At 56.0% G+C, this 15845-nt stretch carries 22 protein-coding genes; all 22 read left to right on the forward strand.

Annotation, left to right across the window (positions count from 1 at the left end; all coding sequences use genetic code 11):
* Positions 1 to 79: 79 nt before the first annotated feature.
* On the forward strand, positions 80 to 541 hold the full coding sequence (locus tag NZD89_RS13370) for a type II 3-dehydroquinate dehydratase (protein WP_268008180.1): 462 nt from the start codon (positions 80 to 82) through the stop codon (positions 539 to 541).
* Between the two features lie 78 nt (positions 542 to 619).
* Entirely contained in the window at positions 620 to 1177 is a 558-nt protein-coding gene (gene efp / locus NZD89_RS13375; RefSeq protein ID WP_268008181.1) for an elongation factor P, read from the forward strand.
* A 228-nt stretch (positions 1178 to 1405) separates the two neighbouring features.
* Entirely contained in the window at positions 1406 to 1678 is a 273-nt protein-coding gene (locus NZD89_RS13380) for a YqhV family protein (protein ID WP_268008182.1), read from the forward strand.
* Positions 1679 to 1960: 282 nt separating this feature from the next.
* Positions 1961 to 2980, forward strand: coding sequence for a stage III sporulation protein AA (gene spoIIIAA, locus NZD89_RS13385; protein WP_268008183.1), 1020 nt, complete (start codon positions 1961 to 1963; stop codon positions 2978 to 2980).
* Positions 2974 to 3489, forward strand: a complete 516-nt coding sequence (gene spoIIIAB, locus NZD89_RS13390) for a stage III sporulation protein SpoIIIAB (protein ID WP_268008184.1) — start codon at positions 2974 to 2976, stop codon at positions 3487 to 3489. Before spoIIIAA ends, spoIIIAB begins: the two co-directional genes overlap by 7 nt.
* A gap of 31 nt (positions 3490 to 3520) precedes the next feature.
* The gene (gene spoIIIAC, locus NZD89_RS13395; protein WP_268008185.1) at positions 3521 to 3724 is read left to right on the forward strand and encodes a stage III sporulation protein AC; all 204 of its coding nucleotides are present in this window, start codon (positions 3521 to 3523) and stop codon (positions 3722 to 3724) included.
* 8 nt (positions 3725 to 3732) lie between these two features.
* Positions 3733 to 4119: a stage III sporulation protein AD gene (spoIIIAD, locus tag NZD89_RS13400; RefSeq protein ID WP_268008186.1), complete on the forward strand. Its 387-nt coding sequence runs from the start codon at positions 3733 to 3735 to the stop codon at positions 4117 to 4119.
* An 18-nt stretch (positions 4120 to 4137) separates the two neighbouring features.
* Positions 4138 to 5520: a stage III sporulation protein AE gene (spoIIIAE, locus tag NZD89_RS13405; RefSeq protein ID WP_268008187.1), complete on the forward strand. Its 1383-nt coding sequence runs from the start codon at positions 4138 to 4140 to the stop codon at positions 5518 to 5520.
* A complete protein-coding gene (locus NZD89_RS13410) occupies positions 5517 to 6044 on the forward strand; it encodes a stage III sporulation protein AF (protein WP_268008188.1) in 528 nt (175 codons plus the stop codon). The genes spoIIIAE and NZD89_RS13410 overlap by 4 nt, the downstream gene beginning before the upstream one ends.
* Positions 6045 to 6638: a SpoIIIAG-related protein gene (locus NZD89_RS13415; RefSeq protein ID WP_268008189.1), complete on the forward strand. Its 594-nt coding sequence runs from the start codon at positions 6045 to 6047 to the stop codon at positions 6636 to 6638.
* Between the two features lie 25 nt (positions 6639 to 6663).
* Positions 6664 to 7233: a SpoIIIAH-like family protein gene (locus tag NZD89_RS13420; RefSeq protein ID WP_268008190.1), complete on the forward strand. Its 570-nt coding sequence runs from the start codon at positions 6664 to 6666 to the stop codon at positions 7231 to 7233.
* A 133-nt stretch (positions 7234 to 7366) separates the two neighbouring features.
* Positions 7367 to 7870 carry an acetyl-CoA carboxylase biotin carboxyl carrier protein gene (accB, locus tag NZD89_RS13425; protein WP_268008191.1) on the forward strand — a complete coding sequence of 168 codons (504 nt, stop codon included), beginning with the start codon at positions 7367 to 7369 and terminating at the stop codon, positions 7868 to 7870.
* 16 nt (positions 7871 to 7886) lie between these two features.
* Complete coding sequence (accC, locus tag NZD89_RS13430; protein ID WP_268008192.1) at positions 7887 to 9230, forward strand: acetyl-CoA carboxylase biotin carboxylase subunit; 1344 nt, start codon at positions 7887 to 7889, stop codon at positions 9228 to 9230.
* Positions 9231 to 9346: 116 nt separating this feature from the next.
* Positions 9347 to 9775, forward strand: coding sequence for an Asp23/Gls24 family envelope stress response protein (locus NZD89_RS13435; RefSeq protein WP_268008485.1), 429 nt, complete (start codon positions 9347 to 9349; stop codon positions 9773 to 9775).
* Between the two features lie 32 nt (positions 9776 to 9807).
* A complete protein-coding gene (amaP, locus tag NZD89_RS13440; RefSeq protein ID WP_268008193.1) occupies positions 9808 to 10446 on the forward strand; it encodes an alkaline shock response membrane anchor protein AmaP in 639 nt (212 codons plus the stop codon).
* Positions 10443 to 10673 carry a DUF2273 domain-containing protein gene (locus tag NZD89_RS13445; RefSeq protein WP_268008194.1) on the forward strand — a complete coding sequence of 77 codons (231 nt, stop codon included), beginning with the start codon at positions 10443 to 10445 and terminating at the stop codon, positions 10671 to 10673. Before amaP ends, NZD89_RS13445 begins: the two co-directional genes overlap by 4 nt.
* 5 nt (positions 10674 to 10678) lie before the next feature.
* Complete coding sequence (nusB, locus tag NZD89_RS13450; protein ID WP_268008195.1) at positions 10679 to 11128, forward strand: transcription antitermination factor NusB; 450 nt, start codon at positions 10679 to 10681, stop codon at positions 11126 to 11128.
* Positions 11125 to 12114, forward strand: a complete 990-nt coding sequence (locus NZD89_RS13455; protein ID WP_268008196.1) for a Kae1-like domain-containing protein — start codon at positions 11125 to 11127, stop codon at positions 12112 to 12114. The genes nusB and NZD89_RS13455 overlap by 4 nt, the downstream gene beginning before the upstream one ends.
* Positions 12115 to 12278: 164 nt before the next feature.
* Positions 12279 to 13244, forward strand: a complete 966-nt coding sequence (locus NZD89_RS13460; protein ID WP_268008486.1) for an NAD(P)/FAD-dependent oxidoreductase — start codon at positions 12279 to 12281, stop codon at positions 13242 to 13244.
* A 111-nt stretch (positions 13245 to 13355) separates the two neighbouring features.
* Entirely contained in the window at positions 13356 to 14219 is an 864-nt protein-coding gene (locus NZD89_RS13465) for a bifunctional 5,10-methylenetetrahydrofolate dehydrogenase/5,10-methenyltetrahydrofolate cyclohydrolase (protein WP_268008197.1), read from the forward strand.
* Complete coding sequence (gene xseA / locus NZD89_RS13470; RefSeq protein ID WP_268008198.1) at positions 14216 to 15619, forward strand: exodeoxyribonuclease VII large subunit; 1404 nt, start codon at positions 14216 to 14218, stop codon at positions 15617 to 15619. The genes NZD89_RS13465 and xseA overlap by 4 nt, the downstream gene beginning before the upstream one ends.
* Positions 15591 to 15830 (forward strand): exodeoxyribonuclease VII small subunit, encoded by a 240-nt coding sequence (xseB, locus tag NZD89_RS13475; RefSeq protein WP_268008199.1) that lies wholly within the window; start codon positions 15591 to 15593, stop codon positions 15828 to 15830. The genes xseA and xseB overlap by 29 nt, the downstream gene beginning before the upstream one ends.
* The last annotated feature ends 15 nt before the right edge of the window (positions 15831 to 15845 follow it).

Here is a 15845-nt window from a genome sequence, read left to right on the forward strand (position 1 = left end):
ATAGCAAGGAATATAGGCCCTGTGGTACAATAAGTCAGGTTTTGACGGTCTTTTGCAGTATTTTTGAGGAGGAATCCCGATGGACAAACCGTATCTGGTCGTGATCCACGGACCGAACCTGAACCGTCTAGGGGTTCGTAAGCCCGAAACGTACGGCCGCCGGACGTTGGCTGACGTCATTGCACTGGTGAAATCGGTGGCGGACGGATACGGACTTGACGTGTTGGATAAGCAATCCAACCACGAGGGAGACCTCATCGACTTTTTGCAGATGCATGGACCCGATGCGGCAGGTATTCTCATCAATCCCGGCGCGTTCGGTCACTATAGTTACGGACTCCGTGACTGCCTCGAGGATATTGACCGACCAACGATTGAAGTGCACATCTCAAACGTCCACAAACGAGAGGCATTTCGCCATCAGTTGGTGCTCGCAGACGTGGTGATGGGACAGGTTGTCGGCCTTGGGACGGAAGGGTATCGCTTCGCAGCGGACGCCCTCTGTCGTCAATATCAACATGATGCCGCAAAGTTGCGGTGAGTGGCCTCACTTGCGACACGATTGTGTCGTGCGCACTCGAAGGCGCTCGATGGAAACCAAGTTGTGGAGGGAATAGGCTTGATTTCAAGCAACGATTTTCGCACCGGTACGACGATTGTATATGACGGCTCAATTTTCCGCGTGATTGAGTTTATGCACGTTAAGCCAGGGAAAGGTGCGGCGTTCGTACGCACCAAGCTAAAGAATGTGAAGACTGGCGCCGTGAAGGAGCAGACGTTCCGCGCCGGCGAAAAAGTCGCCCGCGCGCACATTGAGACCCGCGAAATGCAATACTTGTACAACGATGGCGAAATGTACACGTTCATGGACACGGAGACGTTCGAGCAGACGAATATCAACCGCGCCCAATTGGAGTACGAGTTGAACTTTTTGAAGGAAAACATGAACTGTTACATTGTCATGTACCAAGGCGAAGCCATCGGGATCGACCTGCCAAACACGGTCGAACTCGAGGTGACGGAGACCGAACCGGGTATCCGCGGCGATACGGCGACCGGCGGCAGCAAACCGGCGACCGTGGAGACGGGCTACACGCTTCAGGTCCCATTCTTCGTCAATACAGGGGATCGCTTGATCATCGATACGCGTTCGGGCAATTACGTGTCCCGCGCATAACATTTATTCATCCAGCGGATGTAAAAAGGGCACCTGTCTCGCCGAGTGGCGTTCAGACAGGTGCCCTTTTTTTGCGTGCTCGGGACACTGGTGTAGCGGATAGCGCTCGGTCTTAGGAAACGCGCGGCAGCTACGGCGAGTCAGGCGTGAAACGATTGGCCACGCGCCCATCGCAGAGGTTCTTCTTGGCGCTTCCATCGCATATCAAGTACCGAGGAGGCGTGTCCAATGTGGCAAGTTGTGGACAAAGTCGTCTACGGAATGGCGTCACTTCGCTTTATCTCCGGGATGATTGAATTGACAGGCGGATTGCTCATGCTCTATTTCGGGACGGCAGAGCGGGCACTTCAGGTCAACGGGCTGTTGGCGCTCGTTGGACCCATTGTGCTCATCGGCGTGACTGCGTTTGGTGTCATCGGCATCGCGGACGAGGTGAAGATCTGGCGCATTGTGATGTTGCTCATCGGGGTCGGTTGTATTCTGTTCGCTTCCAGATCCTGATTCACCTCGCACGTCGGGTACCGGTGTTTCGTCTATGACTTTTTTCGCATAAAGCTGAAGACGAGTGCCATCAACAGTACAAAAATTACGAGGAACACGACAATCCAACGGATCATGACGGAAACATCCACTTGTCGACCCTCCCCATAAAGCTTCTTCGTATCAGTCAATGCGTCCGCTCGTGAAATGGTTCCACACGAAACACCAATTGACCGCCACGCCCGCATATGCGGAAGGCGTTGTCCATATACATGGACTAGGTGGAGGAGGTGGACAAAGACTGTGCCAGTGTCCAATGCGGAATTAGGCGTTGATCCGTTCACTCCATGGCGCAAAGCGGTCTCCATTTTGCCACCCGAATTGGAAGAGCGACTGCACCGTTTGCATCCGGATGGATTGGCGGCGCTCGAAGAGATTCGCCTTCGTGTCGGACAACCGCTGGAGCTTTGCGGACAAACTGGGAGCTCGTTCTTGCACTGTGAGTCGGGGACTACCTCGGTCGCTTCGGAAGGACTCGTCGTGACGAGTGGACACATCAAACACGTGGTAGGGCAAGTCACACAGTTTTCGATGTACGCAGTAGAAGAGGATTTACGGCGCGGTTTTATGACTATTCCGGGCGGGCACCGCGTTGGCGTCGCGGGGCATGTGGTGACAGATGGACAAGGGCAAGTGAAGTCGATCCGCTCGATTTCCTCCTTAAACATCCGCGTCGCGCACGCGATTCCTGGTGTGGCGAACCGCCTTCGACATCATCTCTATCGCAAGCAGGATGGACATCCGTACAACGTCCTCGTCATCTCGCCGCCACAGTGTGGGAAGACGACGCTCATTCGCGACATCGCCCGTCAGTGGAGTGAAAACCTGCTCGTTCGAAGAAAGGTTCCGGCGAAGGTGGCCATCGTCGACGAGCGTTCGGAAATCGCTGGTTGCATTGAGGGGCTCCCGCAGTTTTCCGTCGGGCCGCGTACAGATGTTCTCGACGGCTGCCCGAAGGCGCAGGGCATGCTGATGGCCATTCGCAGCCTGTCTCCCGACATCGTGGTGACCGACGAAATTGGCCGGAGTGAAGATGCGCTTGCCATCTTGGAGGCGACGCACGCGGGCGTCGCGGTCATCACGACGGCACACGCCTTGCGGATGGAAGATTGGCGGATGCGACCGAATATGGATTCGCTGTTTCAATCGAAGGCGTTTGATCGATACATTTTGCTCAGCCGAAGACATGGACCTGGAACGGTTGAAGCGGTGTTAGATCAAGCAGGGCGACCCATCCGCACCGGAGGCGAAGGGTCGTGCTGAAGTTGATTGGCGCGATGCTGCTCGTTTTGGCAACTAGCCTACTCGGGTTTCAGATGGCGCGGGCCTATCGGGATCGGCCGCGCCAGCTTCGCGGTCTCATCCGCGCGCTCACGCATCTGCAGGCGGAAGTGGAGTACCAATCCACGAAGTTGCCGACCGCCCTCGCCAACGTGGCTGAGCGCGCGAGTCCTCCGTGTTCGTCGATGTTCACGAGCGTCAGTGAGACGCTGCTAAAACGAGGGGCTTCCGTCCAAGCGGCATTTCGTACAGGCATTGAAGACCTCGTCGCACAAAGCTCCCTGACAGCTGCGGATTGCGAGCCCATTCAGATGGTCGCGGAGACATTGTCCACCATGGACCGAGCGCACTTGACGACGCAATTTCAACTGTCGATTGACGCTCTGCACCAGGCCGAGCGGCAAGCGCGTGAACAAGGGCTGAAGAACGCGCGCCTGTGGCAGTATCTCGGCGTGCTGACAGGGGTCATCTTAGTGATTTTACTGTATTAACTACACCTCGTTCGATCCGGGAGGGCGGACAATGTCTCCAGAGATTCGTGACGTGTTTCGGATATTCGCGGTCGGGTTTATCGCCGCCATATTACACACTGTGCTGAAACAAAGCGGTAAGGAAGATTTCGCCCATTGGGCGACACTCGCTGGGTTTATTGCGGTGTTCGCCATCGTCATTGGCTACGTCGACAACCTCTATCGGGAAATCACGAGCGTCTTTTTGCTGCAGTAGGTGAGGATGTGCATATTTTTCAACTCGTCGGAATTGGCATGACCGCGACCGTCCTAGTGTCTGTGCTTCGCGAACACGCTCCACAGTTTGCCATGCTCGTGTCCATCCTGGCAGGTATCGTGCTCTTGACCTTGGTGGTTCAGAACATGGATGGCGTAGTACAAAGTCTGACGGGCCTTGCAGACGCAGCCAAACTTGATCACGGTTTTTTGACCACGGTGCTTCGCATTATCGGCATCGCCTACATCGTCGAGTTCGCCGCCCAGGTTGCGCGCGACGCGGGAGAGGGGTCACTCGCCGGCAAAATTGAACTGGCCGGCAAAGTGGGCATCATCATTCTCGCGATGCCCATCATCACGGACGTCGTCGAGTCCCTCGTGCACCTACTGCCTTGATGAAGGGGGGATCGCGACGTGAGACTACGGCTGGCTCGAATCATCGTGGCATGTGTGAGCGCCCTCGTCATCTTCGCGAGCGCGCATGTCACGTGCGCGCTCGCGGGTGCGAATGGCGCTTTACCACTCGCCAACAACTCGATTTCGCTGCAAACCGGCGCGCTGGACGGCGGCACACAGGCGAACGAGACGGGCACCGCGACAACCACTGGTTTGCCAGGACAAACCGGCGCTTCGCCGTCGTCCCCTGACGAGACGTCGTCCGTGCAACCTGGATTCAACGAACAAAGTGAGACGGCGGCGCGCAAAGCGATTCAAAAGGCTGCCGAGCAACAGGTTGACCGGCTGCCAATCGAGCGCATCGACCAGTATTGGAACGACCTTCAGGCGAAGTATGGCGGGTACCTGCCGGACTTGTCAGGCGGCAGTATCGTACGGGCCATCCTCGGGAGCGGTGGCCCCAGTTTCACAGGCGTCACGCACGGCCTGTTGCGCTACTTCTTTACCGAATTGTTCGACGACGCGCAACTGCTTGGAGGCATTTTGATTCTTTCCGTCATCGCCGCCCTCCTGGAGTCGATGCAGGGAGCTTTTGAGCGGCAGACGGTCAGTCAAGTGGCCTACATGGTGGTGTTCTTTGTACTGATGATGCTGGCGGTACACTCGTTCATGGAGACGATGGGGGCGGCGCGTCACGCCATCCAAACGATGAACGACTTTATGATTGCGACGATTCCGCTCACCATCACCTTGCTGGCTGCGTCCGGTGCGGTCGCGTCGGCCGCGTTCTTTCAACCGCTCTTGCTGTTCGCCGTCCACTTTATCACCAACATCATATTTATCGTCGTCTTTCCGCTGATCTTCTTTTCAGCCGTACTGGATTTGACCAGTACGCTGTCCGTCCGCTACCAACTGACGCGTCTAGCTTCTCTATTCCGCGCTGTGGGTATCGGCATTCTCGGGTTTGCCTTGTCGGTGTTCATCGGCGTGACGACGGTTCAAGGGCTTGGCAAGGGCGTGGTCGACGGCGTCGTGTTGCGCACTTTGAAGTTTGGTGTCAGTACGTTTATCCCGGTCATCGGGAAGGCCATCTCCGATTCAGCGGAAACGGTGCTCAGCGCGTCCCTCCTCGTGAAAAACGCCGTAGGGGTGGCAGGGCTCGTACTGCTCGCGCTCATCGCGATTTTCCCGGCGCTGAAAATCCTTGCCGTCTCGCTGATATACGGGGGGAGTGCGGCACTGATGCAGCCGCTGGGAGACACGCCCATGGTCGCCTGTCTATCTACGCTCGGCAAGACGCTGGTTCTGGTGTTTGCGTGCGTCGCCACAGTTGGGCTCATGTTTTTCTTTGCCATCTGCATTCTTTTGGCCACGGCAAATCTGGCGGTGATTACAGCATGACCATGCTCGGTGAATGGATTAAGCAGTTGATTATGATTGTGATGGTCAGCATCATTGCCGATATGCTGCTGCCGACCAAGTCGATGCAGAAATACGTCCGGGCGGTGCTCGGCGTCGCCATCATCGCCGCGATGATTCAACCCTTGACGCCGTTCTTTCGGCAGGACTGGGCGGATAAAATGGCAAACGCGGCGTCGACCGAGCTGATGAAGGATACGTCCGTCGGCAATGGTACCGGGTCGGACATCAGTTTGGCGGGATATCAACACGAGCTCGTGACCGAGCAACAGTCGGAAACGAACGTCATGGTCGCCGACGCAGTCCTCGAGTCCCTGCCGCAGGCATTGCGCGCACATGTCACGCAACTGAGCGTTACGCACGGAGATACGCCGCCTGAGCTACAGGCGACGGTCGATGTCGACACGGCGGATGCGGACGTTTGTTCACAGATTCAGCAGTTTGTCGTGCGCACGCTGCAGGTCCCGTCAGATCAAGTGGTGGTTCGACAGAACGGAGGTGACTGAATGGATTTAAAAACGCTGTTGAAGAACAAATGGCTCCTGTTTATCGCGGCAGTTGGGATGTTGCTGTTGCTCGTGGGATCGTACTTGCCGTCGAAACACGCCACTCCGACCTTGGCCACTTCGACACTCGGTCTCACCGGGAACAGTACAGGGCAAGGCAGTCCGTCGACCGGTACTTCTAGTTCTGGCGCGTCCCAGGACTCCGTGGCCGACATCGAGCAGAGCTACGATAGTCAACTAGAATCTATCCTAGTAAAAATTCAGGGCGTGCACGCAGTGACGGTGATGGTCACGGTAGACTCGTCGGGGACGCTCAGCGTTGCCCAAAACAACTCGTCGAGCAGGACGGTGACGGGCAGTGGGGCCTCGGCCTCGACGACGACGACCGAGAACGACCAGATTTACACGTCTGACAACGGTGGGGGAGGAAACGGTCCATTCGTTCTGTCGAACATTCAACCAACTGTGATGGGCGTACTCGTCACGGTCAACGCAGATGATTTTGCGACAGCAAAATCAGAAATCATTGAATCAATTACGAATGTGTTGGACGTGCCTGCATATAAAATTAGTGTAGAGCCTCAAAAGGAATAGATGCTAGACTAGGAGGATACGAAAAATGGTAAAACGGCAGACAGTATGGCTTTCGACGATGATGGTGCTCTCGCTCATGCTCATCGGCTACTACACGATGAACAATCAGAGCGGCACTGCGACCACAACCCAACCAAATAGCGACTCCGTGACGACGGCTGTCACGCAGCCGTCCACATCCGCGGGCGCAAGTGCAACGAACAGCACATCATCCACCTCGTCGTCGGGCGCGACAGCGACAACCGATTGGTATACAAACCAGCAGACGAGCGTATCGCAACAACTGTCAGAGCAAATCGATCGGCAGAAGGCTGTCCTGGCGAACAATAACGCGTCTTCTGACCAGATTGCGTCCGCTGAGTCCCAACTCGCAGAACTCCAAGACCTGGCTGGTGGGATTGGCAACGCTACGCAGATGATCAAGGCCGACGGGTTTAAGAATGCCGTGATCGTGCCGGATGCGAAGTTGCAAACGTTCTCGGTCTACGTCCAGGCCAGCAATTTGCAAAAGGACGATGCCATCAAGGTGATGAACATCGTGAGCCAGCAACTCGACGTCTCCATGCTGAACGTGACGGTCAAGGCGCACGCGTAAACAAGACATCCCTAGACGCCCCGCTGCTACGGCAGTGGGGTTTTTCTGTGCGGTGTTGTTTAGCGAACAACTCGCTTATGGTATACTAGGACAAGATGTCTGCTAGGTGTGTCGTCAAGGAGTGACCATTTGAGTGTTTAAGATTGGTGAAATTCGCGAACTGATTCGATTACTAGATGAAACGAGCTTGTCCGAAATTCATTTAGAATCCGAAGACATGAAGCTGCACTTGAAAAAACCTGATCCAGAACGAATCGTCGAGGTCAGTGCAGCTCCCGTACATACGCCGCAGGTGTCGGCGGCAAATGCCGTGGTACAGGCTGCGCCAGTGGCTCCAGTTGCAGTTGCTGCGCAAGCGCCCGCGACCGCACCCGCAGCTGCGGCATCCGACGAAGGCGTGCATGTGATCGCCTCACCGATGGTGGGCACATTTTATCGTTCGCCATCTCCGGAAGCGGGGCCATTTGCGGAAGTCGGTCAAAAGGTCAACAGCAAGACCGTCGTTTGCATCGTGGAAGCGATGAAACTGATGAACGAAATCGAAGCTGAAGTGAACGGCGAGGTCGTCGAAGTGTTGGCTGAAAACGGCCAACTCGTCGAGTACGGCCAACCGCTGTTCAAAATCCGGTTGTCATAAGGAGCCGATTTGCATCATGTTTAAACGAGTCCTGATTGCCAACCGCGGCGAAATCGCCGTTCGAATTATTCGCGCATGTCGCGAGCTCGGAATTGAAACGGTGGCGGTGTATTCGGCGGCAGACGGCGATGCCCTCCACGTTCGATTGGCAGATGAAGCGTATTGCATTGGCCCTGCCGCATCTAAACAAAGCTATCTGCACATCCCGAGCATCATGTCCGTCGCTACCCTTCGCGACGTGGACGGGGTGCATCCAGGATATGGCTTCCTCGCGGAGAACAGCGATTTTGCGGAAGCTTGTGAAGCCTGCGGCATCACCTTTATCGGACCCAGCCCACGGGCCATCGACATGATGGGCGACAAAGCTGTCGCCAAGGAGACGATGAAGGCTGCGGGCGTGCCGACGGTACCTGGCAGTGACGGGCTGATCGAGAGCGTTGAGCAGGCGGTCAGCGTCGCGGAGGCCATCGGTTATCCGGTGATCATCAAGGCCACCGCCGGGGGTGGTGGCAAAGGCATTCGCGTCGTTCACGACGAGTCGATGTTGCGTCAAGCGGTCGTCACAGCACAGCGCGAAGCGGAATCCGCCTTTGGTAATGCTGGCGTCTATATTGAGAAGTACATCGAGACCATGCGCCACGTCGAAATTCAAATCCTCGCCGACAGACACGGCAACGTGATTCACCTCGGCGAGCGGGATTGCTCCGTACAACGCCGCCTTCAAAAACTCGTTGAAGAGGCTCCGTGCCCGGTTCTTGACGAGGTGACGCGCCAACGCATGGGTGACGCAGCGGTGGCTGCGGCTCGTGCGGTGGATTACGTCGGCGCCGGGACCATTGAATTTATTTATAGTGACGACGGAAACTTTTACTTCATGGAGATGAATACGCGTATCCAGGTAGAACACCCAGTCACAGAATGGGTAACGGGTGTCGACTTGGTTCGAGAGATGATTCTCGCTGCGGCGGGTGAACCGTTGTCGGTCACACAAGATGACATCGTGCTGCGCGGTCACGCCATCGAGTGCCGGATCAACGCGGAGGACCCGACGCGGCAGTTCATGCCTTCGCCAGGCACCATTCGTTCTTATCTTCCACCTAGTGGAAATGGGGTTCGCGTGGATTCGGCGTGTTATCCTGGTTACACCATCCCGCCGTTCTACGATTCGATGATCGCCAAGTTGATCGTCTGGGCACCGGATCGGCAACAGGCCGTCGCACGTATGCTGCGAGCCTTGGACGAGTTTGAGATTGAGGGCGTCAAGACGACCATTCCATTCCACGTGGCCTTGTTGCAAAACGAGAAGTTCCAAAATGCCGAGGTGTCTACGCGCTTCTTGGAGCAGAATCAAATCCTGTGAGGGGTTCTGGTCTTGCAAACGCCGCATGGATGCGGTTTTCGTTAGGAAAGCACTCATTCCTTCAGAAAGCTTGTCATAAAATGAAAGACGACAATGGGTGAAGGAGCGTGGTTCTCATCGCAGACATGGAGTACGAGCTTACTGAACACGGCACGGTCCACATTGCTGACGAAGTGGTACAAATCATTGCGGGCCTTGCTACGAGTGAGGTCGACGGCGTTGCTGGCATGAGTGGTTCGTTTGCAGGGGGACTGACCGAATCCTTGACGGGCCGAAAAAACCTCGGCAAGGGTGTCCGAGTCGAGTTTACTGAGAACGACAGGAGTTGCGTCATCGACATCTCAGTCGTTCTCCAGTTTGGCGTAAATATCCCGGATACGAGTTACCAGATTCAGGAGCGTGTCAAAAGTTCTGTTGAAAGTATGACCGGCCTGAAAGTAGCGAGTGTCAACGTCCAAATTGTCGGCATCGTCTTTCAGTCGGACAAGGAACGAGCCGTGGATGCGGATTCGTTCGAGCGCGTGGAACGCAGTCCACAGCTATAGGCAGCTCTGAATCGGCCTGCCGAGTGCTCTACATGCGCTTTTCACTGGGGCAAAACGCCTACGTGTACACGGTACAAGCTGGCGTTTTGCCCTGGGTGTTTACAAGTGAGTTGCAGCGGAGGGATTTTGTGAGCATATTAGATCGGATTTTGCTGTTTTTACTCTCAATTGCGAGTCTGTGCTTAGGTGTAGCACTGGCACTGGTCGGCGCGAATGTGTTGGGCGCAGATGTACAAGCGTACGTAGAAACGAGCCCGGTCAATGTGGTCGCCATCGTGGCTGGTATCATCATTATTGTCCTCGCCCTCCGTTTTCTGTTTTATCGCACTGGGCGGCCGCAAACCACAGATGCCATCACGCTGACCGGCGACCATGGACAAATTCGCATCTCGTATGAAACCATTCGTCAGCTGGCGAACCGCCGCGGCAGTCAAGTGCGCGGTGCTCAAGAATTCGACACGCGCATTCGGACTGGGCAAGAGGGTGTCGTCATTTTGGTTCGTATGCAGGTTTTGCCGGATATCGATATCGCCGCCACCAGCCGCGAAGTGCAAACGGTGGTCAAGGAATATGTGGAGCAGCACACGAGTGTGAACGTGGAGCATGTGCTCGTACATGTCACTGAGTTGTCGCCCGCGCAGAAGCAAGGGAAAGCGTGGAGCGGCGCATGAGTTTCATCCGGCGCGCATTGGGGTGGTTTGTCGGGTTGCCGCGCCGCTATCACGGCGTGGTGTTTGCGTGTCTATTTTGGTTGTTGTGGATGATTTTTGGCTTTTGGCGGACGCTGCTTCTGCTCGTGCTCGCCGGAATCGGGTATGTCGTGGGCCGAATTTTAGAAGAGAATCAGTCTTGGCGTGCGCTTTTGGATAAACTGTTGTCAGAACGATTTACGGAGTGACTACTTTGACTCGACATGAAGCAAGACAGTGTGCCGTGCAGGCCCTGTACCAAATTGATCTGAGCGGAAGCCCGGCGCTCGACGCCATATCCTTTGCGCTCGAGGACAAATCGGTGACCGACGCCGATTTAGCTTATATTCGTACCTTGGTTGAAGGGACACGCGCCCAGTTGGTAGATATCGACGAACGCCTGTCGCAAGTGATGGAACGCTGGTCGACGGAGCGCGTGGGACGCGTCGAATTAAACGTACTGCGGCTAGCTATGTACGAGTTGATGTTCGACCACTCGATTCCATCGGCCACCATCCTCGACGAAGCCGTCCGGCTGGCAAAGGGATTTGCAACCGAGACGTCGGGAAAATTTGTCAACGGGGTGTTGGCGAAAGTGCTTCCTACGGTGCGAAGCGTACAAGCGCGCGAATCAGAGACGGGTGGAAAGTCGACAGAATCATGAAGTGTGTTTTAGGTATCGATACGAGTAACTACACGACGTCAGTCTGCGCGGTTTCGGCCGCTGACGGTACGCTTCTCGCCAATGCGAGAATGTTGCTTCCGGTCACAGATGGTCAAAGAGGGCTTCGGCAATCCGATGCGCTCTTTTTTCACGTTCGGCAATTGCCGATGGTGATGGGGGAGCTCATGCAGCAGCTGCACGTCGCCGGAATCCATCCCGAGTGGGTGGCGGCAGGTGTGTCTGTGCGACCGCGGCCATACGCCTCTTCTTACATGCCGGTGTTCCAAGCTGGTGCCAGTTTCGCCACTTCTTTTGCGCAGGCAGTTGGCATCCCTCTGGTGCACACCTCGCACCAGGAAGGTCATCTCGCCGCCGCCGAGCATTTTGTGCCGGTGGATGGGCGTCGATTCGTTGCGGTCCACATCTCCGGCGGGACGTCCGATGTGATGATTGCACAGCGTACGGCGTTTGGTTACAAAATAGACCTGGTGGGCGAGGGACTGGATTTGCACGCGGGACAATTTGTCGATCGCGTCGGCGTCCACCTCGGTCTCCCATTCCCTGCCGGAAAGGCGCTTGAACGCCTTGCGTCAAGCGAGGAGAGCCAGTTCGTCGACGAACAACCGCCATTTGCGCTTCCTGCATCGGTTCACGGTGCCAGGATGAGCTTTTCCGGCCCGCTGTCCGCCGCCATTCGCGCGCTTGACAGAGGGACTTCACCTGCGCTCGTGGCGAATGCTGTGCAGCGCTGTATTGCGCAAAGTGTGGCCAAAGCGGTGGAGTACACCATTCGTCAACACGACACCTCGGTCCGGGAAGTTCTCGTGGCAGGTGGCGTCGCATCGAATGCGACGATTCGACATCGCGTAACGGAGCGCCTGACGAAGCGGGTGCGCAACGTGCGGGTCCAGTTTGCCCCAGCGGAGTTCGCTCGCGACAACGCTTTAGGCGTCGCGCACATTGCACAGGTGCGATTTCGCGGGTGAATGGCACGCTCGTTTGAATATTCAACAAAATACATAGGAATTAGATGGTTTTTTTATGACTCCTCTTGTATAATGAGCAAAAAAAGTCCATAGGGGACGTATGAAGACTAGGAGGAAGTGTTGTGGTAGAGCAAGAGACAGCCGTAGTGGAGAATGTAACCGATATGCTGATTGTGGGTGGCGGACCGACTGGGTTGTTCGCTGCATTTTACAGTGGGATGCGGAATACATCCTGCAAAATCATCGATAGCTTACCGGAATTAGGTGGCCAACTTGCCACTTTGTATCCAGAAAAGTACATTTTTGATGTGGCTGGTTTTCCTAAAGTACAAGCTCGAGACTTGGTGAATCGACTGGTTGAGCAGGCGATGCAGTTCAATCCCGGCATCCACTTGAATGAGGCCGTACAATCACTCGTCCGCCGCGAAGACGGATTGTTCGAACTTCATACGGACAAGTCGGTTCACTTGGGCCGCGCGGTGATCATCTGCGCCGGCATTGGCGCGTTTACGCCTCGTCCGCTACCTGCAGCAAGTGCGACCAATTTTGAAGGTCGTGGGGTATCATATTATATTGATAAGGTAGAAAACTATCGCGGCAAGCGCGTATTGGTGGTCGGCGGTGGCGACTCTGCGGTGGACTACGCGCTCATGCTCGAGGAAGTTGCGGCGTCGGTCACGCTCGTGCACCGTCGCGACCAGTTCCGTGCGCACGAGGAGAGCGTGCACAAATTGCACCAGTCGACTGTGAAACTCAAGGTGTTCACAGAGCTGACCGACGTGCAGGGGAATGGCTGGGTTGAACGCGCCGTCATCGTGAACAATCAGACGCAGGAGACGGAGACGCTGGAAGTCGACGCGATTGTGAGTGGCTTGGGCTTCACCGCATCGCTTGGTCCTATCAAAGAATGGGGCTTGGAAATCGAAAAGAACGACATCGTCGTGAACAGCAAGATGGAGACCAACATCCCTGGCGTGTATGCGGCTGGAGACGTGGCTACCTATCCAGGTAAACTGAAACTCATTGCGACGGGATTTGGTGAAGCACCAACGGCAATCAATAACGCAAAGACGTATATTGATCCGAAGGCGCGCTTGTTCCCAGGTCACAGTACGTCAATGAAACGGTAACTCAGATTATCCGGAGTTCACACGTCTCGTGTGAACTCCTTTTTTCATATCGGCCGAAAACGGCACACATGGCGTGGGAACCGTGGCGCGTGACGTAGGAGAGAGATGATTATGGCACGGATTTTGGATGGTAAGGTCATCGCCGCAGCGGTGAAACAGGACCTGGCGATGGAGATAGCGCAGTTGAGGGAGAAGGAAGTTCAACCCAAACTGGTCGTGGTCTTAGTTGGGGATGACGCGGCGTCGGCGAGCTACGTGCGGTCGAAGGAACGCATGGCGCGCGAGCTGGGCCTGGAAGCGGAGGTTATCAAGCTTTCGGCGGACGTCAGCGAGTCAGAGTTGATGCGTCAAATCGAGTTGCAGAACGCGGACGATTCGGTGGATGCGGTGCTCGTTCAATTGCCCCTTCCCGAACACATCGATACGGACTGGGTGCTCATGGGCGTCGACCCTACGAAGGATGTGGATGGTTTTCACCCGCAGAACATCGGTCGATACGCCATCGGCTCACCGCTGGTCTGGCCGTGCACTACGGCGGGTATTCTCGAGATTCTCGAGCGTGCGAACGCGCCTGTCGCGGGGCAGACGGCGGTCGTCGTCGGGCGCAGTCGGATTGTCGGGTGGCCGACGGCGCAACTCTTGTTGGCGCACAACGCGACGGTCGTTCAGTGTCACCGCCAAACCAGGAACTTGGCGGAATTCACGCGCCAGGCGGATATTCTCGTCGTCGCGGCGGGACAAGCCGGTTTGATTCGGGCGGACGACGTAAAGGCGGGCGCCGTCGTTATCGATGTGGGGATCAACCGCGTGGACGGTCACCTCGTGGGTGACGTCGACTTTGATTCGGTGGTTCAAAAAGCAGGTGCGATTACGCCTGTACCAGGAGGTGTCGGCCCACTGACCGTCGCGATGCTCATGAAGAACACCGTGCGACTGGCACGGATACGACGTCTTACAAAGGAGGATGAACGGTGAACGCTGTGAGTCCGGCCGCTGCCAATGCGAATGTGTTCAGCGTGACGCAGTTAAATCGGGTGATCAAGGACCGCATAGAGACAGACCCAAGGCTGCTGCAGTGTCACGTGTCGGGAGAGATTTCTAACTTTAAACATCACACGAGCGGGCACATGTACTTCACTCTTAAAGATGAACAAAGTCGCGTACGCGCCGTCATGTTCGCTGGCCGAAACCGCCGCCTCCGGTTCCGGCCAGAGGACGGGATGCGCGTCATTTGCACCGGGAGTGTCAGCGTGTTTGATCGCGACGGCCAATACCAACTGTACGTCGACGACATGCAGCCTGATGGCATCGGTGCACTCTATGTGCAATTTGAACAATTGCGCAACCGCCTGCAGGCCGAGGGTTTGTTCTCGCAAGTGAGAAAGCGCCCTCTGCCCGCGTATCCGACGCGCATCGGCGTCGTCACATCTCCGACGGGAGCGGTCATCCGCGACATTTGTACGACGCTTGAACGGCGGTTCCCCTTGGCTAAGGTCATTTTGGCGCCTGCTGCAGTACAGGGAGCCGGTGCGGCCAAGACCCTCGTCGCAGGGTTGCGCAAACTGTGGAGCCTCAAGGACCCAGTAGACGTGATCATCATTGGACGCGGTGGCGGTTCTCTAGAGGAATTGTGGCCGTTTAATGAAGAGGTGGTCGCGCGTGCCGTCGCGAATTCGCCTGTACCCATAGTGTCCGCCGTCGGCCACGAGACAGACGTCACCATCTGCGATTTCGTCGCCGACGTGCGGGCGGCGACGCCTACCGCGGCGGCGGAGTTGGTGGCGCCTCACCGCCAGGACATGAGCTATCAACTGACGCAGGCCCTGGCGAGATCGGTGGGGGCCATCACCAATCAGGTTAGGACCTCGCGACAGGTGCTGCGGGGACTTGCCGAGCGGCCGGTACTTCGCGAACCGAAGCGGATGATCGATAAAGAGCGGCAAACGGTTGACTATGTCGAAGGAAGATTGCGAGATGCGCTCGTCCGCCCAGTGCGCGTCGCGCGGCGGCAGTACGTGGACGTGGAGAGAAGATTGTTGCGCATTGACCTGAAACGGCGCATCGATACGCTCAAGTACCAGACTCAGTCGTTAGAGGATAGGTCGGGCCAAAGTGTCAAACGCACTGTCGATCGCTACAACGCGATGCTCGAACGCCAAATTGGCGTTCTCGAGGCGATCAATCCTCTGAGCGTTTTGCGTAGAGGATATAGTGTTGTTTATGATGAATCTAAGGACGAAATTATTTCGAGCACGGCACAACTTCCTGCCGGCCGCCGAATTCGCATTCGGGTGGCGGATGGAACTGTGTGCGCAAACGTCGTCGACGATGGAGGAGTTTATACGCGTGGAGAGCAAACCAGACTTGACATTTGAGGAAGCTATGAAGAAATTGGAGGACATTGTTCGACAGTTGGAGTCAGGTTCCCTGCCTCTGGCTGAAAGCCTGGACAAATATCAGGAATCGATGCACCTCGTGAAATTTTGTCGCGAGCAATTGGACAAGGCTGAGTTTAAGTTAGAACAACTCTCCATGGATGAAGTCGAGGCAGAATCGGAAGCGGAAGATGGATCGCCGACAGAATGAGGACGGTGAACGCAA

Source organism: Alicyclobacillus fastidiosus (assembly GCF_026651875.1).
In the GTDB taxonomy this organism is placed as follows: domain Bacteria; phylum Bacillota; class Bacilli; order Alicyclobacillales; family Alicyclobacillaceae; genus Alicyclobacillus; species Alicyclobacillus fastidiosus.